Consider the following 24,119-nt stretch of genomic DNA (forward strand, 5'->3'; position numbering starts at 1 on the left):
AGTTATAATTTTTTTAAAATTAATTTTCTTAAATCTTTTTTACTTATATTTTCATAATTTTTTTCTAATGGTTTACTATCTTCATTTGCAAAATTGTATAAATTTCTTAATTCATCATCTATTTGAAAATCAAAATTATATATTTTTTCTACAATACTTAATAAATTATCAATATTTATAGCTATTAATTTTTCCATTTCATTACTATTATATGCCTTATGAGCATCAGCGGCATTAATATCTCCACTTTTTGTTACTCTTGTAAATATTAAATTACTATAATCTTCTTGAAGAAACAAGTCTTTATTTACTAAACCTCTTAGTCTATACTCCTTTTTCTCTTTTCCGTTATAAATTTCTCTATAAAATGCCCCAAAAATATTTTCTGTTTTTTTATTTAATATTAATTGTAAGGCTAAAATATAACAAAGTATTTGAGATATTTCCCCATTATAGAATTTATTTAAGTCAAAATCATTTTTACTACTCTTATAATCAATTATTAAATAATTATCACCTTTAAAATCAATTCTATCTATTGTTCCTTTAAATACAATATTGGGAATATTATATTGTCTAGGTAAAGTTTTTTCTATAACTTCTTTACCTTGTTTATAAATTACACTATCCTTAGAAAATTCCAATTTAAATTTTTTTTCTGTATCATAAAATTTGAATTTAGAAATTGCCATATAGTTTATCTCAATTTCAATAGCAAGAGTCAACCTAGTAATAATTTTTTCCATAATATAATTATTAGTTTTTAAAGATGATATCAGTATAAGATAATCCCTTATACTTTTATTATTACTATTGTTTATTTCGTTAATTAGCATTTCTCTTATATTTAATTTAGAAATTTCTATGCTATACTCATCTTCTTCATACAAGCTAGAAATTAATTCTGACTTTTCTAAAATATAATTTTTTACAACTTTATTATCCATAATTGCATGAAAAAAACTACCAGTATTTAAGAAATTAATATCATAATTTTCAACATCACTAACACCTAATATTCTTCTAAAGAAAAATTTATAGGGGTTATTTACATATTCTGATATTTTAGAAGAGCTATACTCATTAAAATTATCTTTACTTTTGATAAAAGTTTCTCTTAGTTCATCAGAAATAAAAAATTTATTTATATCTAATAATTCATTATTATAAAAAATATTATTGTTAATATCCTTATAAAATAACTCATCTGTTAATTCTATATTTAAGCCTACATTATCTACTTTATTACTTAATAAATTATTATTTAAAATTTTATTATATGTATTTATTAAGAACATCAATTTTTTAATTATTTGGCTATTTTCTTTGGAATTAGTACTAATTAAACTTTTATAAGATTGAATAAATTTCATAAATAAATAATTTGCTTCTTTATAAGAATAAATTTTATCCAAATTATTCGTATAATAATCTAAATTTTTAATTTTATATCTTAAAATATCGTCTACTTTATTAATTTTTAAACTTGGAAAAATATTTTTTATTGTATTTAAGTATATTGAAGATGATGTTTCCTTAAAATCATTACTTAACTTCGTATAACTTATAAAAATTTTATCACTTACTCTACTAAGTGAAATATAACTAACAAATTCTTCATCAATAATCATACTTTTATTTGTAGGAGAAATTATTAGCCTTGAATTAAATAGTTTATCCTTATCACTATCATCTAATATACTTTCACTAGCCTTGGTTTTTGGTAAAATATCCTTATTAAAACCTATAATAAAGGCAATTTTTTTATTTTCTACCTTTGCCAAATCCATTTTTGCCATAATTACCGAATTTAAAATTTCAGGAATATTTCTATATTTTATTTTGTTAATTGCTAAAAATAATAATTCTTTAAAATCATTATAATCTATAGTTTTGCTTCCTACATTTTTATTAATACTTTCTAATATATTTAAAAATTTAGTGTAAACTTGTCTATCAATGCTTTCTTGTTGTAAGTCATCTACACTATCATAATGTTCTAAATATCTATTCAATAACATTTTTATATCAAAATAATTCAGTAATTCATCCAGGTTAGATATATAATTTTTTACTTTTTTCGATAATATAACTTTTTTTATTTTAACTACTATTGTTTCTAAAATTTCTTTTACAATTTCTAACTCAAAAGTTTTATATTTACTATTTTTAGACTCTAATAAATAATATTCCGAATGTAAGTCGTCATATTTTTTTACAAGTTTCATCTTTAAAATATTTTCTACATCTAAAATATTAATTATTCTACAATTTTCTAAACTAGGAATATCATTATTTTTAATATATTCTTTTAAGTCTTTATCTGGCACTTTAATATCATTAAAAATAATATATTTCAATAATAACTCTTTATATATATTTTCAAAATTTGTAAGTTGAGTTTTTAAAATATTTAAAATTGAAGTTGTAAAATCTTCATCTCTATAATTAAAAATATTAAATATTAATTTTATTAATCTATGGTTAGCAACATCTAAGTCTTTATCTAAATGAATTTTTATGCCATAATCATTAAAAATATTAATAAAATCTTCATAACTATCATCACGATAAAGAATTACAAAATCTCTATCATTCATATTATTTTCTTTTTTTAAGTTACATATATTTCTCGCTACTTGCTTAACTTCTAATTCTATATTTTCTGCCTCGTAAATTTTTAAAAACTCATCAGTTTCAAACTTATAAGATTTAGATACTTTAGGATACTCTGCCACTAAATAATTTAAGCTGTTATTTTTATACCTATTAGCATGAACATTTATAATATTAAAATCTAGTATCTTATTATTTTCCACATTGAATTTTATAGTATAATTATTTTCTTTATATTGATGAATAGCTAGCAAATTAAAAGATAATATTTTATTTCTTTTAATAATATCATTAATATAGGCTACTACTTCATGAGATTTTCTAAAAATATCCAAACTATACTTAAAATTATTATTTACATCCTCTAATGTTAGTAAATTGTATTCTAAATTTTCAATATTATACTCTTCAATCAAGTGTTCAACTTTAAAATTAGTATATCTGTCAATATCCGATATTAATGAAATAGTAACTTTTTTAGATTTTTGTAATAATTTTTCAATAAAAGCATAGTGCATAGAAGAAAAATTATAGTAAGCATCAATATAAAATATGTAATCAGATAAATCCAAATAATCCATATAAAAAGTTATAATTTTGAAAAAATCAAACTTATCATATTTTTTATCCCTATCTAAAAATAACAAGTATTCTCTATATATTTCTAGTATAGCAAAAATTTTTTCTTTGTGATTAGCGTCAAGAGAATTATTATAATGATTTTCCAACATTTCTAAACTAATATTATATTCTTTAAATTCAGAAATAATATTATCAACAACAGAAATAAAATTAACATCTTGTAGTATTCTAGAGATTAAAAAATTATTACTATTTTTTAATCTCTCTGCTATATCAAGATAATAAAATAATCTTGCTTCCTCTTCCAATATTTTATTATCTATATTCAATTTTTTTGCAAAATTTTTTGCCATAGAATTAAAATTCATTACATCTATATTGAAAGTACCCTTAAATCTATCACAAAGCAATTTTTCAAAATTGTAACCATTTTGTTCCGGAGTTAAAACAATTATTTTATTGTTTTTTTTATTTTTTTCTATATCATCTAATATATAAGATGTTTTTCCAAGTCCACTAGGTGAAACTAAAAATTCTAAATTCAATTTTAAATCTCCTAAAATAAAAATACTAAATAATTTCTCTTAACAATTATATTATTTTTAAGAAAAACTATCTAGTATTTAATCATTTATTATTTTTATATTCTTTTACAACTTTTTCTAAATCATCTAACAAGTCATCAAATTCGTCCCAATTTTTTACCGTAGCCCCACTAGCTAGAGGATGACCTCCACCGTTATATTTTTCTGCTAAATTATTTATTACAGGCCCTTTGGAACGTAATCTAATTCTTATTTTATTACCTTCATCTATGGCAAAACACCAAGCCAACAAACCATCAAGTGTTCTTAATAAATTAACTCCACTAGAAACTTCACCAGCCTCTATCTTGTATTTTTCCATATCTTTTTTAGTAATTTTTAAATAAGCAACTCCATCATTATAAACTGAATAATTTTTAAATATGAAGGCTCTGAACCTCATCATTTTTTCTGATGTTGTATCAAGAAAATCAATAACTTTTGACATATCAAAATTATGCTTAATTAATTCAGACGCAATAAGCAAGGTATTTGAAGTTGTGTTAGGAAACAAAAATCTTCCAGTATCACCTACTATACCTACGTATAATAATTCAGCTGCCTTATCAGTAATGATAAAATTATATTTTTCATTTAGATAGCAATAAAAATCATAAATTAACTCACTACAAGATGATACAGTCGTGTCAACTAAATTAATGTTCGCATAATTATCTTTAGGAGGATGATGGTCGATTTTTATAAGGAAATTTTCTCTAGTAAATAATTTACCGTCTATCCTAGGAAAATTTGCAGTATCAGTAATAATTACCAAAGCTTCTTTGTAATCATCTTCTACCAATTCTTCTGTTGGAAATAGAAAAGATAGCGAGGGAGATTCTTTTCCTACTAAAAAAACTTTTTTTTCGGGGAAATTAGCTTTTATAATTTCTGCTAATCCTCCTTGTGAGCCGTATGCGTCTGGGTCTGGTCTTTCGTGTCTATGAATAATAATTTTATCATTTAATTTTATTTTTTGATAAATTTCTTCATATAATTCTACATTTTCTTTTATCATTGTTTTCTTTCTCTATTTAGTTTCTTCGGAACACTTGACAAGTTACCAAGGCTTTTGTAACCAAATCATTTTTATCATAAACTTCAACATCAAACCTAGCTGATTTTCTTCCAATATCCATAATCATAACCTTAGTAGTTATTATCCTATCTAAAGGAACTGTTTTTAAAAAATAAACATTTACATTCTGCATAAGAACTTCACTCTTATTGTAATTATGGCTAACTATATGTATTGATTCATCAATTATGCTTAGTAAAGCTGAACGTGAAAATGTACCAAACTGATCTAACATTTGAGGAATTACCTTTATTTGCAAACCTTCTGCTCTAGGAACTATTCCTTTTCTTATAATTTCATCAAATGTATCGCTATTTTGCGATTCTTGATACCTATTATTAGCTAACATTGAATTTATAACTATTTTTCTAGTAACTATTCCTAATAAAGTATTCTTGTCATCAGTTACGGGCATTAATTCAAATCCTTCAGACAGCATAGTATTGCCTACAGAGGATACAGGAGCGTCAAGTTTTGTTGTCATAACATCCCTTTCCATAACATCACGCATACTTGCTTCTTTTTTTTGTAAAAAAACATCACGAGCCGTTACTATACCAACAAGTTTCCCATATTCATTTACTACTGGAAATCTCGTATGACCAACTCTTAATTGTAATTCATACCAATCTTTTACTGTTGCTGATATATCAATTGTATATATATTTTCTCTTGGTATATAGATACTTTCAACAGTAACAATATCTCTCTTAATAATTTGGTCATTAGTTACACGATTTATCAAATGTGCTACTGAAAATGAGTCATGAGGTGTAACTATCAAAGGAAGATTTTTTATGTCTGCTACTTTTTTAATTTCTTCGCTAGGCATATAACCACCTGCAACCAAAATAGCACAATCTTTTGATAATGCCATAGAAATTATATTTGGTCGATTACCCACTATTAATAAAGTACCTTTTCTTATATGTTGGCCTATTTGTTCAGCATCCATTGCTCCTATTGCAAAATCTTGAACTATTTCATGTACTCCGCCACGTCCTGCTATAAGTTGACCCCCTACAATATTAACAATTTCAGAATAAGAAAGTTTTTCTATATTATCTCTTTCTTTCTTCTGGATTCTAACTGTCCCTACTCTTTCAATAGATGACACAAAGCCTCTATTTTCTGATTCTTTTATAGCCCTATAAGCTGTTCCTTCACTTACTCTTAAATCTTTAGCTACTTTACGGACAGATATTTTTGAACCAATAGGCAAAGATTTTATATACTCTAAAATTTTCTGATGTTTTGATTTCATATTAATCACTCCTAAAACTGTTTCATTATAAATCTGTATTACTATATATTATAAAACTTTTCAATAATAATTACAACTGTTTTATAATCTGTTATATAATTGTTTTAAAGCTTATTTTTCAACTGTTCGCCTTGATGGCAATTTTTTAGCATAACCTTCTTTATTTTCTTGTTTTACTCTTGCAATAGCTAGTGTATCATCTTTTATATCTTTAGTTACCGTAGTACCCGCGGCAACGACCACACCATTTCCTATGGAAAGAGGTGCTATAAGATTGGAATTACAACCTATAAAAGTATCATTGCCAATAGATGTTTTGTATTTATTTTGTCCATCATAATTCACAGTTATAGTTCCACAGCCTATGTTAGTATTATTTCCTATTGTAGCATCTCCTATATAACTCAAGTGAGCTGTTTTAGAATTTTTACCATAAGTAGAATTCTTAATTTCTACAAAATTCCCTATACGACTATTCTCTCCTACTTCAGAATTATTTCTTAAATGTGCATAAGGACCTATACTAGAATTTTTTCCAACTTTTGAATTTATTATAGTTGATTGCAATATATCTACTCCATCTTCTATAATTGCATTTTCTAAATAAGAATTTGGTTTTATCTTACAATCTTCACCAATTATAGTATTAGATTTTATAGTAACATTTGGATATATAGTTGTGTCTTTCCCTATTAAAACATTAGGTGCAATATATGTTGATGACGGATCTACTAATGTAACTCCTTTTAGCATATGTTCATTATTTATTCTACCTCTCATAATATTTTCTGCATAAGCTAATGCTACCCTGTCATTAACTCCAAAAGTTTCATCAAAATCATCACACACATAAGTTTCTATTTTTTCATTTTTTTCTCTAAGTAGTGATAAAACATCAGGAAGATAATATTCTCCTTGATTGTTATTATTTTTTACTAAATCAAGCATTTCAAATAATAATTTATTGTCAAAACAGTATATTCCTGAATTTATTTCTTTAATTTTTTTCTCTTCAGCTGTCGCATCTTTTTCTTCTACAATTTTTACTAAATTTGCATTTACATCTCTTATAATTCTTCCGTAAGAGTAAGGATTTTCTGCGTATGCTGTAAGAACTGTTGCTTTAGCTTGAGTTAATTCATGATGATTTAACATTGCATCTACTGTTGATGATTTTATTAGTGGTGTATCACCATACATAACAATAGTTGTTCCTTCTTTATCTGCAAGTTCTGACCTTGCCATTTTTACTGCATGAGCTGTGCCTAGTTGTTCGGATTGTAAAACAAACTTACTTCTATCTCCCACTACACTTTTCACTTGCTCTGCCCCATGTCCAACTACGGTAATAATTTCTTTCATACCTAAATTTTTAACACTATCTAAAACCAACTCCACCATAGTCCTATCACAAACCTTGTGCAATACCTTATATAATTTTGACTGCATTCTTGTTCCTTTTCCAGCAGCTAATATAACAACATAACGACTAGTCATTTTTTTCCTCCTTATCTTCCTTAAATTTATTTTTTAATAATTGTTTTAAAGCATTTCCTTCTTTTATATCAAATTCTCCCGTAACTTCATTTATATTAGTTAACTTGGCTAAATAAGTATAATTTTTATCAAAATCATTATCAGAGTCAAAGCATTCAGCTAGAACTGCCTTACCTACTACTTCAGCATCAAATTCTCTCATAAGAGTTTGCATACCGTTCATAACGCCTCCTCCTCTTAAAAAATCATCTACTAAAAGAACTTTAGAACCTGATGCTAAACTCTTCTTAGAAAGCACCATTGTTTCTATTTTTCTTCTTGAACCTGAAACAAAATTAATTGCAACAGTAGTTCCTTCTGTAACCTTATTATCTTCTCTAATAATTACAACTGGTTTATTTAATACCGAGGCTATGGCGTAAGCAACGGGTATTCCTTTTGATGCTACTGTTACTACTGCGTCAATTTTCCTATCTTGATAAATATTCGATATTAAAATACCTAGCCTATTCATTAAGCTAGTATCCCCTATTATGTCAGACATAAAAATATAGCCCCCAGCTAATAATCTATCACTAGACTTAAGTCTTTCTAAGAAATCTGAAACAACCTCTTTAGCTGCTTCTTCACTAAGTATTGGCTGAAAGATAACTCCACCATTAACACCAGGTAAGGTATTAATTATACCAATATTTTCTTCTTTAAAACTCGTTTTTATAATAAATATATCTTCGCTTATTGAAGATTTTGCTTGATTGAACTTAGAAACAAAATAAGTAAGTGGTATTAATTTATTAGGATTTTTTAATAAATATTCAGTCATTACCACAATACGTTCACTTCTTTTTAATTTCATATATTCCTCCTAAAGTTCGAATAATATACGAATAATATAACACGAACGTTCGTATTAGTAAAGAAATTTAATTAAATAATAATTTTAGTAACAAAAAACTCAAAATTTTAGCAGAAAATTATTAAATTGAATTTTTATTAAAAGTATAGTACAATTACTAATAATTATTTATATATTGAAAGGTAAATTATACATGGATCTCAGTATCTCATTAAAAATTTTATTAATAGTAATATTGTTATTAGGTTCTGCTCTTTTTGTTATGGCAGAATTTTCACTTGTTAAAATAAGACCTACTAGAATAGAAGAATTATCCAACAAAGGTAATAAAAAAGCAAAAATATTGAGTGAAATGGTTGCAAATCTTGATAATTATTTATCTGCCACTCAATTAGGCATTACCATAGTATCATTAGGATTAGGTTGGGTCGGGGAAGCTACTTTTTTTTCTCTCTTTAATCCCTTATTCATAAAGTTAAGTATAAGCGATACCATAACTCATTCTTTATCCTATGTCGTTTCATTTTCATTTATGACTTTACTCCATGTTGTTTTAGGAGAATTAGTCCCAAAAACTATGGCCATTCAAGCCGCTGAAAAAACTGCTTTTAGAATAGCCAGACCAATATTTATATTCAATAAAATAATGAAGCCTGTCGTCTGGTCTCTTAACTCATTAGCAAATATTATTTCAAAATCACTTGGTTACGACAATTTAAGTGAACACGGCGATATACATAGTGAACAAGAATTAAGAACCATAATGCGTTCATCAAGAGCCCACGGTAAAATTAATGACACCGAATATAGATATGTAGAAAGAGTTTTTGAATTTGATAATAAAATAGCCAAAGAAATAATGACACCAAGAAAAGAAGTTGAAGCCATAGATTTAGATGATTCGCTTGCTGTAATAATGAGACAAATTAAACAAGAAGAATATACTAGGTATCCTGTTATTAAAAATGGAGATAAAGATGATATTATAGGTATTTTGAATGTTAAAAAATTATTATTTACAGATAGTAAGTTAGAGATTACAGAAGATTTAGAAGAATACATTAGTCCAGCAATAAAAGTTTTTGAACATACTCCAATATCACAAGTTTTACAAAAAATAAAACAAAATCGTGAACACATGATTGTTGTTACTGATGAGTACGGCGGAACAAGTGGTGTTGTTACCCTAGAAGATATTGTTGAAGAACTTACTGGCGAAATAAGAGATGAATTTGACGAAGACGAACAAAGTCTTATAAAAAAATTAAAAAATGGTCATTATTTAGTGGACGGTTGGGTTGCCATTCAAGACGTAAATTCTTTATTTAACATTGCAATTCCTCATGAAGAAGTTGATACAATAGGTGCTTATATTTATATGATAAAATACGAAGCCAAAATCGGTGCAAGCTATGAAATACAAAATGTAACATTCAAAGTTCTCTCTACAACTGACCATCAAATAAGACAAATAGAAATTTGGAAAAACTAAAGGAATAAAGCCTTTAGTTTTTTACATATCATAAATATAATTTTATGATATAATATTATTATATTTAGAAAGGATTTTACATATATCTATCTGATAATATAAAATTAAAAAACAAAAATAGATATGTAAAATTGAAAGTGAATTTATGAACATCTTAAAAGAAATGCAAAAGGAAATAAAAAAAGACAGCTATTCTATATTTTACTTAAAATACCGAGATGAAAAGAAAAACATATTTAAAGTTGCCTTAGATAAAATATATTTTTATATAGTAAAATACATACTAAAAAAAGAAAATAAAAAATTAGAATATACAAAAAATTTTAAAAATAATTTTAAAGTGGATACAGTTATTTCAATTCTTTTATCAGCAATATTAATGTCTTCAATCTTTCTTATTATGAAAATTACAAGTATAAATAAAGAAAATTATGGAGATTATGATCTTATACAAAATAATACAAAAAATATTGAAATTGGTGAAAATAACACAAGTGAAAATATGAATAATACTTCATCTATTGATAGGATAGATGAAAGGGCATTAGAAGAAGAAATTGAAGCACAAGCCTCATATAAAAACACTTCATATTCATTTAATGTTGCAAGAAACATAAAAACTATTGCTAAAATACACTTATTTAATTCTGCTAATTGGTCAGATTATAAACAAATAATTCCTGAAAATACAGAATTTGAAGTTAATTATATTGTTTCTCCTGGTGGTTATATGATGTATAAGATAGCTAGTGGAGATTATGCAGGATATTTTATAACGGCTAATGAAAAATTAATAATGGTAGATAGGGTAAATGATAATTTAGACTTGAAATTTATAGCTAAACCAATTGCTATAAAATTACAAGCTAATCAAAATACTTATAAAGAGGCTACTTTGAAAAATGTTAAAGCTATTGCATATAAAAATGTAGTTTTAAATATTAAGGGTTATGGAGCTGAAAACAACAGACTAATATATTATATAGAAGATGGTAGTTTTTTACCTATCGACTTAACAAAAACTGTCGAAACCCAAAGAAAGAGCGATGAAAATGCTTCTAATAATAAAAATAAAAGTAAAAATAATTCAGCAACTAAAAAAACTACAACTACTAAGAAAAAAACATCTTAAAGTTTATATTAGTTTATCAAAAATAAAAAACATAAGTTTTTAACTTATGTTTTTTATTTTATACTTGTGGATATACAGAAACTTTTTTACGGCTACGTCCATATCTTTCAAAACGAACTACACCGTCAACTAATGAAAATAGGGTGTCATCTCCACCTTTGCCTACATTAGTTCCTGGATATATCTTAGTACCACGTTGTCTATAAAGAATAGAACCAGCAGTAACAAATTGTCCATCAGCACGCTTAGCACCTAATCTTTTAGATTCAGAGTCACGACCGTTTTTAGTAGATCCTACCCCTTTTTTAGATGCGAAGAATTGTAAATTTAATTTTAACATCATCACTGTTTCACCTCTCTTGTTTCAATACTTATATATTTTGAATAATTTTCTTCAATACTTTGTAATGATATGACCATTGATTTTAAAAGAAGTTGTTCTTCATAGGTTGGTTTAATAGACCGATATGTGATATAACCAGTAGTGTCTTCATTTGCTGAAACATCAAAAACTACTTTATCATCTAATTCATCTATTGCATTTATTCCACCAATTACAACTGCTGATACTCCCGCACAAACAATATCCCAACCTTGCTTGGCATAATTAGCATGTCCATCTACACTAATTTCAAGTATCCTATCTTCTTTTTTTACAATTAATACATTTATCATTATTATGCCTTAATTTTTTCTACAACCAATTTAGTGAAAGGTTGACGATGACCTAATTTACGGTGACTGTTTTTCTTAGCTTTGTATTTGAAAACTGTAATCTTTTTACCCTTGCCGTGAGCAAGAACTTTTGCTGTTACTCTTGCACCATCAACGTAAGGTGTTCCGATTTTAGTTGATTCTCCTCCAACTAATAAAACCTTATCAAAAGTGAATGTAGAATCTTCTTCTGCCAATAATTTTTCTACAAAGATAGTTTGTCCTTCTTCAACTTTTAATTGTTTACCACCTGTTTCTATAACTGCGTACATATCTGCACCTCCTTAATTTTTTACTAAGACTCGCCAAATAAGGTGGACTAAGCTCTTTTATACCTTATTTTGTGCGGTTGTAGTAGCAAGGTGCTACTGCAACATTACAATTCTAACACATTAAGTTTTTCTAGTCAATTATTTTATTTATAAATTATCCAAATTTGTGTTGTTGCTTTTTCTATTTCTTCTTTAGCAAACCCTCTATAAGTATTTAATTTAATATCATCATCTGCTGGATCGTTTAAGTAATATTTACCATCTTCTAAGCCTCTGATAACTTTAAAACTTGGTCTATCCAATTTAAAGCTACCTTTTTTTGTTTGAATTAAGACAGGTTTATTATCTTTAAGGGCCTCATCTATTTTATTAAATTGATTTTTTCTAACATCATTTACTTTTAAATTATACTTATCAGCGAAATTTTTTACAATTTTCTCTGAAGTTCCTTGGCCGCTAAGATAATATTTATCGCCAGCCCAATCAACAATTTCTTTTATACTCAAACTGCTATAAGGATTTAGGTAATGCTCTATCATGGCTAAAGCTATTATAGCATCTCCATTTTCTGATATTTTTTTATTATTATCTGTTCCATAACTTATATCTTTAACATCATCATTTTTAGAGTAATAAAAAGGTATATTCATACCACGATGAGGTGCATTTATAAGTTCTTCCCTTACTTTTTCATTATAATTGTCTACACTTATTAAATAGTATAAATATTCTTCTAGCCCTCTCGTTATAGCCATGACATAATCATTTTTATAAATTTCATTATTTAAAATATCTAAATCAATTTTGTTTTTTAAATTCCCAGCTGAAATAAGAACTTCAGGAACTTCATCTTTTAACTGATTTACTAAGATGTCATTTTTTTCTGACGTATTAACATTTAAAACATAATTACTATTCAAATTTTTTTCAATATATTTACTTAAAAGTCTTGATATTTGTTTTCCGTAATTTAGAGAAACACCACTATTTGCTTGATCATTATTATAAATATTTATATTCAAAACCAAGCTAATATTATTGTCATTAATTAGTTTAAGCTTGTTTTCTTCTTTTGCCTCATTATTATCCATTCTCGAAATATGGACTTTTATTCCCAATTTTTCCAACTCTTCCTTTAATTTATTAGCTGTTTCTAAATTATAGTCTTTTTCTGTATCTACTACTAAAGGATTTAATAGTACGGAATAATTACTTAATTTTTCTTTCATCTTTTCTTCTGGACTTTTTATTTGTGAACCAGACACATTCCAACCAGCAACCCAACCTATTAGATTATCTGCTGTTCTTACTTCTATCCATTCATTACTTTCAGAATATTTTTCTAAAATTGTTCCTGCTAATAATAATTTTATTTCTGGATAAATATCATCTGGTCCTGTTCTAAGTTCAGTTTCTTTAGATAAGGCTATTTGATTTTTGGTGATTTTTCTTTTATCTATAATATTTTTATTGTATTTATAATATAAAATTGCAGAACCTAATAGTAATACTCCCATAGAAAAAATTAAAATGGTAAGTAGACTAATTTTCTTTTTTCTTTTTATTCTCATACTTATACCTTATTATTTGATAATTTTTCAAATATTATTGTTACTGGACCGTCATTTACTATCTTGACTTCCATGTGTGTCTGAAAAATACCAGTTTGTACTTCCAATTCTTCCTTGCGTAGATATTCATTAAATTTTAAATATAATTCATTTGCTTTTTCAGACCATGCCGCATCAGTAAAACTTGGTCTTTTGCCCTTTTTAGTGTCTGCATATAGGGTAAACTGAGAAATAGATAGTATTTCTCCCTTCACTTCTTTTATTCCTAAATTTATTTTTCCATTTTCATCTTCAAAAAGTCTGGCCTCTGCTATTTTTTTTGCTAAATACTTTGCATCTTCTTCGGTAGAATTTTTATGTACTCCTACTAATAAACAGTAACCCTTATTTATAAAGCCTACAATTTTTTCATCAACTATTACTGAAGATTTTTTTACTTTTTGTAATACTACTTTCATAACTACCCCTATTTAACAATTCTCTCTACGCTATATATATCAGATATTTGACGTAATTTTTTCATTATAAAATTACATTCTTCTATATTTTTTATCAGAATACTAAGGTCAATTACGCAAGTCTTATCTAGCTTAGATTCTGAATTAAGTTTTGTTATTGCAATTTTACTTTCATTAAGTTTTAATAAAACATTACTAAGTAATAAATCTCTATCAAAACCATGTAGATGTAAGCTAACGGCATAATCTCTTTTATGTGTGCTTTGCACCCATTCTACATCGAGTATTCTATTTTTATCTTCATTGGCTATATTAGGACATTCTTCTCTATGAACAGTTACACCACGACCTTTTGTTATAAATCCAACAATATTATCCCCTGGTATAGGTTTACAGCATTTAGACAATCTAACTAGTATATTGTCAACTCCTTTTACATAAACACCAGTATCCGTTATTATTTTTTTATTAGTATCCTCGCTTGCATTTATGAGTTTATCCAATTTTTCTTGGGCTAATTTTTCTTTTCTTAATCTTTCAGTTAGCCTCATGAAAACTTGATTAGCTGTTAATGCTCCGTAACCTATTGTGCGATAAAGGTCTTCTAGGCTAGCAAATCTATATTTATTTAAGACTAACTCAATAGCTTCTTGAGTCATTATTTCATCAATATCAAAGCCTTGTGCTTTAATTTCATCTTTTAGTAAAATTTCACCCTTTGCAAGATTTTCTTCTCTGGCGGCCTTTTTAAAAAAGGATTTTATTTTTGATTTTGTTTGTGAAGAAGTGGCTAGATTTAACCAATCTCTACTGGGACCAGATGAATTTTTGCTAGTTCTAACATCACAGATTTCTCCAGTTGATAAAACATAATCAAAAGGTACAATTTTATCATTTATTGTAGCCCCCACCATCTTATTACCTACTTCGGTATGAATTGCATAAGCAAAGTCTACTACACAAGAACCCTTTGGTAATTCTATGATATCACTATTTGGTGTGAATACATATATCTTATCACTCAATAAATCCACTTTTAATGAATCCATAAAACTTTCTGCAGTAGCTTCTGTTTCATCCCCTTCTGCAATTTTTTGGAACCAATTTAATTTTTGATAAAAATCATCTTGTTTATTGGTTTTTCTACCCTCTTTATAGGCCCAGTGGGCGGCAATGCCCTTTTCTGCTATCTCGTGCATTTCATAAGTTCTAATTTGAACTTCGAGAGGTTGTCCAGCAGGAGAAATTAAGGTCGTATGCAGTGATTGATACATATTAGGTTTTGGCATTGCAATATAATCTTTCATCCTGCCAGGAATTGGGAGCCACATATTATTTACAAGTCCCAAAGTTGCATAGCAATCTGCAACACTATTTACTAAAACCCTCACTGCTAACAAGTCATATATTTCTTCAAAACTTTTATTATTTTTTTGCATCTTTTTATAAATACTATAAATATGCTTGGGCCTGCCATTTACTTCAGCAACAATATTATTTTCTACTAAAATTCTCATTATATCTTCAGAGGCTTGCTTTATACTCTCAACACGAAAACTGCGTTTTTGTTTCATCATTCCCACTATTGAAAAGTATTGTTCAGGATGTAAATATCTTAATGAGGTATCTTCTAACTCCCATTTTATAGAACTAATACCCAGCCTGTGTGCCAAAGGGGCATAGATTTCCAAAGTTTCACTAGAAATTTCTTTTTGTTTTTCTTCACGCATATGCTTTAAAGTTCTCATGTTGTGAAGCCTGTCGGCAAGTTTCACGAATATAACCCTTATGTCGCTAGCTATTGCCATAAATAATTTTCTATGATTTTCTGCTTGGGATTGTTTTTTGGAGGTGAATTTCACCTTGTCTAATTTAGTAACTCCGTCAACTATTATAGAAATATCTTCAGTAAATAATTCTTTAATATCTTCTAAAGTATACTCTGTATCTTCTACAACGTCGTGTAAAAATCCAGCACAAACAGTGGCATAATCAAGTTTTAATTCTGCCAATATTCCTGCAACTTGAATGGGATGCATTATATAATCTTCGCCAGATTTCCTCTTTTGCCCTTCGTGAGCTTTTTTAGCCAGCAAAAAAGACTTGTCAATCATTTCTAAATATTTTTCTGGAATATATTCTCTACAAATTTTAAAAACATCTTCATAAGTATAGGGATATTCTAAATTCATCTAGGCTAGCTCCTTCCATAAATATTTATATACTATAATAACATATTAATACAATAAATTCTAGATATACTAAGTTAATAAATTAAAATAATTATATTTTTTATTAAATTCATATATAACTTTTATAATAGTATTAATGATTTTTTGATTTTTAATTATATAAAACTCGAAATTTTAAATCTTTTATTTTTTAATTTTTATTTTAATTTAATAAAATTTTTGCCTAAATAGCAAATAAGAAGCCAATATATTGGCTTCTTATTTTTATTTGTGGTCATAATTATTTTATTATTTTATGACCCTATTAAATCCTAGCTATCCTAGACTTTATTTTGACTCTTTGTCAATTCTTCTTCTTAATGATGCGATCATTAAGGCTAATCCTAGAGCTGTAGTTGAATAAACTACTGTATTTTTTTCTGCCTCTCCTGTTTTTGTTAGTTTCTTACTTGCATGTTTTCCTTTATGCTCTGCTTTAGTAAGTTTTTTAGCTTCTTTTTCTTCTGTAGAAGCATAACCTAGATTGTCAATATTTGTTTCAAGCTTGCCTTCTTTTATTTCTTGGGCATTTGCTTGGTTTGCATTGTTATTTTCTGGTTTAAGTTCTAAGTTATTTGCTTCTTCTTCAGGTTGGGCTGCTGCTCCTATGTTAAATTCAGGTTCTCCTAGTCCTGGATTGCCAAGTAGACCTGCCTTGTTTATTGCTTTGGCTACGTTTTCTCCTGCCGCCTTGGCTTCTTCTTCTTTTTTGGCTAGTTCAACTTTTTCTTTACCTGTATTTAGTTCGGCCCTAACTTCTTCTATACTCGCTGCTCCGTTGATGCTATCTTCTGCTTCTTTGGCTGCTTGTGTTATCTTGTCTTTTGCTACGTCTTTTTGATCAGGAGTTAGGCTAGTGTTCTTGTCTATGTCTTGGTGAGCTTGGGCTTTTTCTGCTTCTACTTCACTTATTGCATCTGCTTTGGCTTTTTCTAGTTTGACTTTTTCTAAACCATTTTCTTTTGGTTGTGTTATTCCGTCTTTGTCTGGCGCAGCGTTGATGTTGTCTTCTGCTTCTTTAGCAGCTTTTGTTATCTTGTCTTTTGCTGCGTCTTTTTGATCTCTGTCTAGGTTGTTGTCAGCTTCTATTGCGTCGTTTGATGCTTGTTTTTCTACTTCTATTTTACCTATTGCGTCTGCTTTTTCTTTTTCTAGCTCAACTTTTGTTTTACCATTTTCTTTTGGTTGTGTTATTGCATTTGTGTCTGGCGCAGCGTTGATGTTGTTTTCTGCTTCTGTTGCGGCTGCGTCTACTTTTGCTTTGGCGTCTGCTTTTTGTTTGTCGCTTAAGCCTGGTGTGTTGTCTATGTCTTGGTGAGCTTGGGCTTTTTCTGCTTCTACTTCACTTATTGCATCTGCTTTGGCTTTTTCTAGTTTGACTTTTTCTAAACCATTTTCTTTTGGTTGTGTTATTCCGTCTTTGTCTGGCGCAGCGTTGATGTTGTCTTCTGCTTCTTTAGCAGCTTTTGTTATCTTGTCTTTTGCTGCGTCTTTTTGATCTCTGTCTAGGTTGTTGTCAGCTTCTATTGCGTCGTTTGATGCTTGTTTTTCTACTTCTATTTTACCTATTGCGTCTGCTTTTTCTTTTTCTAGCTCAACTTTTGTTTTACCATTTTCTTTTGGTTGTGTTATTGCATTTGTGTCTGGCGCAGCGTTGATGTTGGCTTCTGCTTCTTTAGCGGCTGCGTCTACTTTTGCTTTGGCGTCTGCTTTTTGTTTGTCGCTTAAGCCTGGTGTGTTGTCTATGTCTTGGTGAGCTTGGGCTTTTTCTGCTTCTACTTCACTTATTGCATCTGCTTTGGCTTTTTCTAGTTTGACTTTTTCTAAACCATTTTCTTTTGGTTGTGTTATTCCGTCTTTGTCTGGCGCAGCGTTGATGTTGTCTTCTGCTTCTTTAGCAGCTTTTGTTATCTTGTCTTTTGCTGCGTCTTTTTGATCTCTGTCTAGGTTGTTGTCAGCTTCTATTGCGTCGTTTGATGCTTGTTTTTCTACTTCTATTTTACCTATTGCGTCTGCTTTTTCTTTTTCTAGCTCAACTTTTGTTTTACCATTTTCTTTTGGTTGTGTTATTGCATTTGTGTCTGGCGCAGCGTTGATGTTGGCTTCTGCTTCTTTAGCGGCTGCGTCTACTTTTGCTTTGGCGTCTGCTTTTTGTTTGTCGCTTAAGCCTGGTGTGTTGTCTATGTCTTGGTGAGCTTGGGCTTTTTCTGCTTCTACTTCACTTATTGCATCTGCTTTGGCTTTTTCTAGTTTGACTTTTTCTAAACCATTTTCTTTTGGTTGTGTTATTCCGTCTTTGTCTGGCGCAGCGTTGATGTTGTCTTCTGCTTCTTTAGCAGCTTTTGTTATCTTGTCTTTTGCTGCGTCTTTTTGATCTCTGTCTAGGTTGTTGTCAGCTTCTATTGCGTCGTTTGATGCTTGTTTTTCTACTTCTATTTTACCTATTGCGTCTGCTTTTTCTTTTTCTAGCTCAACTTTTGTTTTACCATTTTCTTTTGGTTGTGTTATTGCATTTGTGTCTGGCGCAGCGTTGATGTTGGCTTCTGCTTCTTTAGCGGCTGCGTCTACTTTTGCTTTGGCGTCTGCTTTTTGTTTGTCGCTTAAGCCTGGTGTGTTGTCTATGTCTTGGTGAGCTTGGGCTTTTTCTGCTTCTACTTCACTTATTGCATCTGCTTTTGTTTGGGCTAGTTCTATTCCTGTTAAGCCGCTTGCTTTGGCTGTGTCTATTCCGTTGTTGTCTGTTGCTGCGTTGATGTCTCTTATTGCATCAGTTGCTGCTTGGTCTACTTCGTCTTTGGCTCTTTGCTGCTGTTCTGGGCTTAGGTGGTTATTTTGCTCAATTGCTGCTTTGGCGTCTGATCTGGCTAGTTCTACTTCTTCTATTGCGGCTGCTTTGGCTTTGGCCAGGTCTATTCCTGGTGTTGCTGTTTGTTTTGCTGCGTTTATGCCGTTTGTATCTGCTGCTGCGTTTACTGCTCCCATTGCATCTGCTGTTGCTGCTGCTATGGCTTGTTTAGCTAAGTCTTTGTCTGCAGGACCTACGTGTTGACTGCCGTCTATTGCTTTATTTGCTTGTCCTTGTTTGTCTGCTAGGTCTTTTAGGGCGTCTGCCTTGTTTTCTCCTAGGGTTTTAGCTGCGTTTATTTCGTTTGTGTTTGCTGCATTGTTTACTGCATCCATTGCGGCTGCTGTTGCGGCTGCTACTTTTTCTTTTGCTGCTAATTTGTCTTCTGGTCTTAGGTCTGGGTTGTTGTTTATTGCTTCATTGACTTCGTTTTGTTTTTCTGCCAGGGCTTTTATTGCATTTACTTTGTCTGTTCCTGTTGTTTTTGCTGTGTTTAAGTCTGCATCTGTTGTTGCAGCCCCTGCTGCTAGTATGGCTGCATTTGTTGCCGTAGCTACTGCGTCTTTAGCTTTTTGTTTGTCTTGGTCTTCTAGGCCAGCTTTGCCGTCTATTTCAGTGTCTGCATTTGTTTGGGCTTGTCCTAGCTCTTGTACTGCTGTGTCTTTTTTAGCTGAGTTTGTTGGAACGCCTTCTATAACTCTTGTTCCATTTGTTTTAGCAATTTCTACATCTCTGTCTGTAGTTGCAGCGTCGATATTGGCTTTTGCCTCTCTTGCCAGTCTTTCTACTTCTGCTTTTGTCGCTGCTTTTTCTTCAGCTGTTTGGTTGTTTCCTGGACCGTCTATATCTCTTAGTTTGTCAGCTTTACTTTGATCTATTGCATTTTTAGCATCTGTTTTTGCTCTTGAGTCTGTTGAGACGTTGTTTATGTTTGTTTCACCTAGTTTTCCTGCTTGTTTAGCTGCACCTTCAGTGTTTGTATGTGTATTATCTATTGCATCTATTGCATCTTGTTTAGCTTGTCTTACATCTCTTAATGCAGCTTGTTTTTCGCTGTCTGTCATTTTTGAGGTTCTTATTGCTTGTTCTTTGTTTTCTGCTGTTTTTTCTACACGTTTTTTAGCTAATTCTTTTGCTTTTTTCAGTACAATATCTTCTATTCCTGCATCTTTTACATCTGGTATATTATTTTTGTCTGTTTGAGCTTTTATGCTATTTACTACTCTTGCTGCTTCTGCTTTTACTGCATTTAGGACTTGTTCTTTTTCATCAGTATTTAAGAGATCATCACCGTCTATATCTGCTTGTGCTGCTTCTACTGCTGCCTCTACTGCATCTATTGCATCTGCTTTTGTTTGGGCTAGTTCTATTCCTGTTAAGCCGCTTGCTTTGGCTGTGTCTATTCCGTTGTTGTCTGTTGCTGCGTTGATGTCTCTTATTGCATCAGTTGCTGCTTGGTCTACTTCGTCTTTGGCTGCTTGCTGCTGTTCTGGGCTTAGGTGGTTATTTTGCTCAATTGCTGCTTTGGCGTCTGATCTGGCTAGTTCTACTTCTTCTATTGCGGCTGCTTTGGCTTTGGCCAGGTCTATTCCTGGTGTTGCTGTTTGTTTTGCTGCGTTTATGCCGTTTGTATCTGCTGCTGCGTTTACTGCTCCCATTGCATCTGCTGTTGCTGCTGCTATGGCTTGTTTAGCTAAGTCTTTGTCTGCAGGACCTACGTGTTGACTGCCGTCTATTGCTTTATTTGCTTGTCCTTGTTTGTCTGCTAGGTCTTTTAGGGCGTCTGCCTTGTTTTCTCCTAGGGTTTTAGCTGCGTTTATTTCGTTTGTGTTTGCTGCATTGTTTACTGCATCCATTGCGGCTGCTGTTGCGGCTGCTACTTTTTCTTTTGCTGCTAATTTGTCTTCTGGTCTTAGGTCTGGGTTGTTGTTTATTGCTTCATTGACTTCGTTTTGTTTTTCTGCCAGGGCTTTTATTGCATTTACTTTGTCTGTTCCTGTTGTTTTTGCTGTGTTTAAGTCTGCATCTGTTGTTGCAGCCCCTGCTGCTAGTATGGCTGCATTTGTTGCCGTAGCTACTGCGTCTTTAGCTTTTTGTTTGTCTTGGTCTTCTAGGCCAGCTTTGCCGTCTATTTCAGTGTCTGCATTTGTTTGGGCTTGTCCTAGCTCTTGTACTGCTGTGTCTTTTTTAGCTGAGTTTGTTGGAACGCCTTCTATAACTCTTGTTCCATTTGTTTTAGCAATTTCTACATCTCTGTCTGTAGTTGCAGCGTCGATATTGGCTTTTGCCTCTCTTGCCAGTCTTTCTACTTCTGCTTTTGTCGCTGCTTTTTCTTCAGCTGTTTGGTTGTTTCCTGGACCGTCTATATCTCTTAGTTTGTCAGCTTTACTTTGATCTATTGCATTTTTAGCATCTGTTTTTGCTCTTGAGTCTGTTGAGACGTTGTTTATGTTTGTTTCACCTAGTTTTCCTGCTTGTTTAGCTGCACCTTCAGTGTTTGTATGTGTATTATCTATTGCATCTATTGCATCTTGTTTAGCTTGTCTTACATCTCTTAATGCAGCTTGTTTTTCGCTGTCTGTCATTTTTGAGGTTCTTATTGCTTGTTCTTTGTTTTCTGCTGTTTTTTCTACACGTTTTTTAGCTAATTCTTTTGCTTTTTTCAGTACAATATCTTCTATTCCTGCATCTTTTACATCTGGTATATTATTTTTGTCTGTTTGAGCTTTTATGCTATTTACTACTCTTGCTGCTTCTGCTTTTACTGCATTTAGGACTTGTTCTTTTTCATCAGTATTTAAGAGATCATCACCGTCTATATCTGCTTGTGCTGCTTCTACTGCTGCCTCTACTGCATCTATTGCATCTGCTTTTGTTTGGGCTAGTTCTATTCCTGTTAAGCCGCTTGCTTTGGCTGTGTCTATTCCGTTGTTGTCTGTTGCTGCGTTGATGTCTCTTATTGCATCAGTTGCTGCTTGGTCTACTTCGTCTTTGGCTGCTTGCTGCTGTTCTGGGCTTAGGTGGTTATTTTGCTCAATTGCTGCTTTGGCGTCTGATCTGGCTAGTTCTACTTCTTCTATTGCGGCTGCTTTGGCTTTGGCCAGGTCTATTCCTGGTGTTGCTGTTTGTTTTGCTGCGTTTATGCCGTTTGTATCTGCTGCTGCGTTTACTGCTCCCATTGCATCTGCTGTTGCTGCTGCTATGGCTTGTTTAGCTAAGTCTTTGTCTGCAGGACCTACGTGTTGACTGCCGTCTATTGCTTTATTTGCTTGTCCTTGTTTGTCTGCTAGGTCTTTTAGGGCGTCTGCCTTGTTTTCTCCTAGGGTTTTAGCTGCGTTTATTTCGTTTGTGTTTGCTGCATTGTTTACTGCATCCATTGCGGCTGCTGTTGCGGCTGCTACTTTTTCTTTTGCTGCTAATTTGTCTTCTGGTCTTAGGTCTGGGTTGTTGTTTATTGCTTCATTGACTTCGTTTTGTTTTTCTGCCAGGGCTTTTATTGCATTTACTTTGTCTGTTCCTGTTGTTTTTGCTGTGTTTAAGTCTGCATCTGTTGTTGCAGCCCCTGCTGCTAGTATGGCTGCATTTGTTGCCGTAGCTACTGCGTCTTTAGCTTTTTGTTTGTCTTGGTCTTCTAGGCCAGCTTTGCCGTCTATTTCAGTGTCTGCATTTGTTTGGGCTTGTCCTAGCTCTTGTACTGCTGTGTCTTTTTTAGCTGAGTTTGTTGGAACGCCTTCTATAACTCTTGTTCCATTTGTTTTAGCAATTTCTACATCTCTGTCTGTAGTTGCAGCGTCGATATTGGCTTTTGCCTCTCTTGCCAGTCTTTCTACTTCTGCTTTTGTCGCTGCTTTTTCTTCAGCTGTTTGGTTGTTTCCTGGACCGTCTATATCTCTTAGTTTGTCAGCTTTACTTTGATCTATTGCATTTTTAGCATCTGTTTTTGCTCTTGAGTCTGTTGAGACGTTGTTTATGTTTGTTTCACCTAGTTTTCCTGCTTGTTTAGCTGCACCTTCAGTGTTTGTATGTGTATTATCTATTGCATCTATTGCATCTTGTTTAGCTTGTCTTACATCTCTTAATGCAGCTTGTTTTTCGCTGTCTGTCATTTTTGAGGTTCTTATTGCTTGTTCTTTGTTTTCTGCTGTTTTTTCTACACGTTTTTTAGCTAATTCTTTTGCTTTTTTCAGTACAATATCTTCTATTCCTGCATCTTTTACATCTGGTATATTATTTTTGTCTGTTTGAGCTTTTATGCTATTTACTACTCTTGCTGCTTCTGCTTTTACTGCATTTAGGACTTGTTCTTTTTCATCAGTATTTAAGAGATCATCACCGTCTATATCTGCTTGTGCTGCTTCTACTGCTGCCTCTACTGCATCTATTGCATCTGCTTTTGTTTGGGCTAGTTCTATTCCTGTTAAGCCGCTTGCTTTGGCTGTGTCTATTCCGTTGTTGTCTGTTGCTGCGTTGATGTCTCTTATTGCATCAGTTGCTGCTTGGTCTACTTCGTCTTTGGCTGCTTGCTGCTGTTCTGGGCTTAGGTGGTTATTTTGCTCAATTGCTGCTTTGGCGTCTGATCTGGCTAGTTCTACTTCTTCTATTGCGGCTGCTTTGGCTTTGGCCAGGTCTATTCCTGGTGTTGCTGTTTGTTTTGCTGCGTTTATGCCGTTTGTATCTGCTGCTGCGTTTACTGCTCCCATTGCATCTGCTGTTGCTGCTGCTATGGCTTGTTTAGCTAAGTCTTTGTCTGCAGGACCTACGTGTTGACTGCCGTCTATTGCTTTATTTGCTTGTCCTTGTTTGTCTGCTAGGTCTTTTAGGGCGTCTGCCTTGTTTTCTCCTAGGGTTTTAGCTGCGTTTATTTCGTTTGTGTTTGCTGCATTGTTTACTGCATCCATTGCGGCTGCTGTTGCGGCTGCTACTTTTT

The 24,119-nt window shown here is 31.2% G+C and carries 14 protein-coding genes and 1 other annotated feature; of the genes, 2 read left to right on the top strand and 12 right to left on the bottom strand.

Annotated elements, in window-relative coordinates:
- Positions 1-2 precede the first annotated feature (2 nt).
- The 5 genes from KMP11_RS04485 to purR form a co-directional block, all read right to left on the bottom strand.
- The gene (locus KMP11_RS04485; RefSeq protein ID WP_216279557.1) at positions 3-3,743 is read right to left on the bottom strand and encodes a PD-(D/E)XK nuclease family protein; all 3,741 of its coding nucleotides are present in this window, start codon (positions 3,741-3,743) and stop codon (positions 3-5) included.
- 82 nt (positions 3,744-3,825) lie between these two features.
- Entirely contained in the window at positions 3,826-4,800 is a 975-nt protein-coding gene (locus tag KMP11_RS04490; protein ID WP_215755941.1) for a DHH family phosphoesterase, read from the bottom strand.
- Positions 4,801-4,816: 16 nt separating this feature from the next.
- Entirely contained in the window at positions 4,817-6,124 is a 1,308-nt protein-coding gene (locus KMP11_RS04495; RefSeq protein WP_215755940.1) for a DRTGG domain-containing protein, read from the bottom strand.
- Positions 6,125-6,235: 111 nt separating this feature from the next.
- Positions 6,236-7,621 carry a bifunctional UDP-N-acetylglucosamine diphosphorylase/glucosamine-1-phosphate N-acetyltransferase GlmU gene (gene glmU / locus KMP11_RS04500; protein ID WP_215755939.1) on the bottom strand — a complete coding sequence of 462 codons (1,386 nt, stop codon included), beginning with the start codon at positions 7,619-7,621 and terminating at the stop codon, positions 6,236-6,238.
- Complete coding sequence (purR, locus tag KMP11_RS04505; protein WP_215755938.1) at positions 7,614-8,477, bottom strand: pur operon repressor; 864 nt, start codon at positions 8,475-8,477, stop codon at positions 7,614-7,616. Before purR ends, glmU begins: the two co-directional genes overlap by 8 nt.
- Before the next feature lie 193 nt (positions 8,478-8,670).
- Between purR and KMP11_RS04510 the strand changes: the two genes are divergently transcribed.
- Together KMP11_RS04510 and KMP11_RS04515 are read left to right on the top strand one after the other, a co-directional pair.
- Complete coding sequence (locus tag KMP11_RS04510; protein ID WP_215755937.1) at positions 8,671-9,969, top strand: hemolysin family protein; 1,299 nt, start codon at positions 8,671-8,673, stop codon at positions 9,967-9,969.
- Positions 9,970-10,114: 145 nt separating this feature from the next.
- Positions 10,115-11,101 carry a hypothetical protein gene (locus KMP11_RS04515; RefSeq protein ID WP_215755936.1) on the top strand — a complete coding sequence of 329 codons (987 nt, stop codon included), beginning with the start codon at positions 10,115-10,117 and terminating at the stop codon, positions 11,099-11,101.
- Positions 11,102-11,159: 58 nt separating this feature from the next.
- On the opposite strand, the gene rpmA is transcribed toward KMP11_RS04515, so the two are convergent.
- From rpmA to KMP11_RS04550, 7 genes are all read right to left on the bottom strand, one after another.
- Positions 11,160-11,441, bottom strand: a complete 282-nt coding sequence (gene rpmA, locus KMP11_RS04520) for a 50S ribosomal protein L27 (protein ID WP_215756028.1) — start codon at positions 11,439-11,441, stop codon at positions 11,160-11,162.
- Between the two features lie 2 nt (positions 11,442-11,443).
- Positions 11,444-11,776, bottom strand: coding sequence for a ribosomal-processing cysteine protease Prp (locus KMP11_RS04525; RefSeq protein ID WP_216279558.1), 333 nt, complete (start codon positions 11,774-11,776; stop codon positions 11,444-11,446).
- Positions 11,777-11,778: 2 nt separating this feature from the next.
- Positions 11,779-12,087: a 50S ribosomal protein L21 gene (gene rplU, locus KMP11_RS04530; protein WP_216279559.1), complete on the bottom strand. Its 309-nt coding sequence runs from the start codon at positions 12,085-12,087 to the stop codon at positions 11,779-11,781.
- A 16-nt stretch (positions 12,088-12,103) separates the two neighbouring features.
- Positions 12,104-12,176 (bottom strand) — a sequence feature (ribosomal protein L21 leader region).
- Between the two features lie 54 nt (positions 12,177-12,230).
- On the bottom strand, positions 12,231-13,658 hold the full coding sequence (locus KMP11_RS04535) for an N-acetylmuramoyl-L-alanine amidase (RefSeq protein ID WP_216279560.1): 1,428 nt from the start codon (positions 13,656-13,658) through the stop codon (positions 12,231-12,233).
- Positions 13,659-13,660: 2 nt separating this feature from the next.
- The gene (gene dtd / locus KMP11_RS04540) at positions 13,661-14,116 is read right to left on the bottom strand and encodes a D-aminoacyl-tRNA deacylase (RefSeq protein ID WP_216279561.1); all 456 of its coding nucleotides are present in this window, start codon (positions 14,114-14,116) and stop codon (positions 13,661-13,663) included.
- 8 nt (positions 14,117-14,124) lie between these two features.
- Positions 14,125-16,308 (bottom strand): RelA/SpoT family protein, encoded by a 2,184-nt coding sequence (locus KMP11_RS04545; protein ID WP_216279562.1) that lies wholly within the window; start codon positions 16,306-16,308, stop codon positions 14,125-14,127.
- Positions 16,309-16,635: 327 nt separating this feature from the next.
- Positions 16,636-24,090, bottom strand: coding sequence for a DUF1542 domain-containing protein (locus KMP11_RS04550; RefSeq protein ID WP_216279563.1), 7,455 nt, complete (start codon positions 24,088-24,090; stop codon positions 16,636-16,638).
- Between the last annotated feature and the right edge of the window lie 29 nt (positions 24,091-24,119).

This window comes from Gemella sp. zg-570 (assembly GCF_018866345.1).
GTDB lineage: Bacteria > Bacillota > Bacilli > Staphylococcales > Gemellaceae > Gemelliphila.

Bases quoted from the DNA above. Each gene is read 5' to 3' on its own strand.
- rpmA (WP_215756028.1), bottom strand. From the start codon at position 11,441: ATGTTAAAATTAAATTTACAATTCTTCGCATCTAAAAAAGGGGTAGGA.
- purR (WP_215755938.1), bottom strand. From the start codon at position 8,477: ATGAAATTAAAAAGAAGTGAACGTATTGTGGTAATGACTGAATATTTA.
- KMP11_RS04495 (WP_215755940.1), bottom strand. From the start codon at position 6,124: ATGAAATCAAAACATCAGAAAATTTTAGAGTATATAAAATCTTTGCCT.
- glmU (WP_215755939.1), bottom strand. From the start codon at position 7,621: ATGACTAGTCGTTATGTTGTTATATTAGCTGCTGGAAAAGGAACAAGA.
- KMP11_RS04550 (WP_216279563.1), bottom strand. From the start codon at position 24,090: ATGGATGCAGTAAACAATGCAGCAAACACAAACGAAATAAACGCAGCT.
- rplU (WP_216279559.1), bottom strand. From the start codon at position 12,087: ATGTACGCAGTTATAGAAACAGGTGGTAAACAATTAAAAGTTGAAGAA.
- KMP11_RS04525 (WP_216279558.1), bottom strand. From the start codon at position 11,776: ATGATAAATGTATTAATTGTAAAAAAAGAAGATAGGATACTTGAAATT.
- KMP11_RS04545 (WP_216279562.1), bottom strand. From the start codon at position 16,308: ATGAATTTAGAATATCCCTATACTTATGAAGATGTTTTTAAAATTTGT.
- dtd (WP_216279561.1), bottom strand. From the start codon at position 14,116: ATGAAAGTAGTATTACAAAAAGTAAAAAAATCTTCAGTAATAGTTGAT.
- KMP11_RS04515 (WP_215755936.1), top strand. From the start codon at position 10,115: ATGAACATCTTAAAAGAAATGCAAAAGGAAATAAAAAAAGACAGCTAT.
- KMP11_RS04510 (WP_215755937.1), top strand. From the start codon at position 8,671: ATGGATCTCAGTATCTCATTAAAAATTTTATTAATAGTAATATTGTTA.
- KMP11_RS04490 (WP_215755941.1), bottom strand. From the start codon at position 4,800: ATGATAAAAGAAAATGTAGAATTATATGAAGAAATTTATCAAAAAATA.
- KMP11_RS04535 (WP_216279560.1), bottom strand. From the start codon at position 13,658: ATGAGAATAAAAAGAAAAAAGAAAATTAGTCTACTTACCATTTTAATT.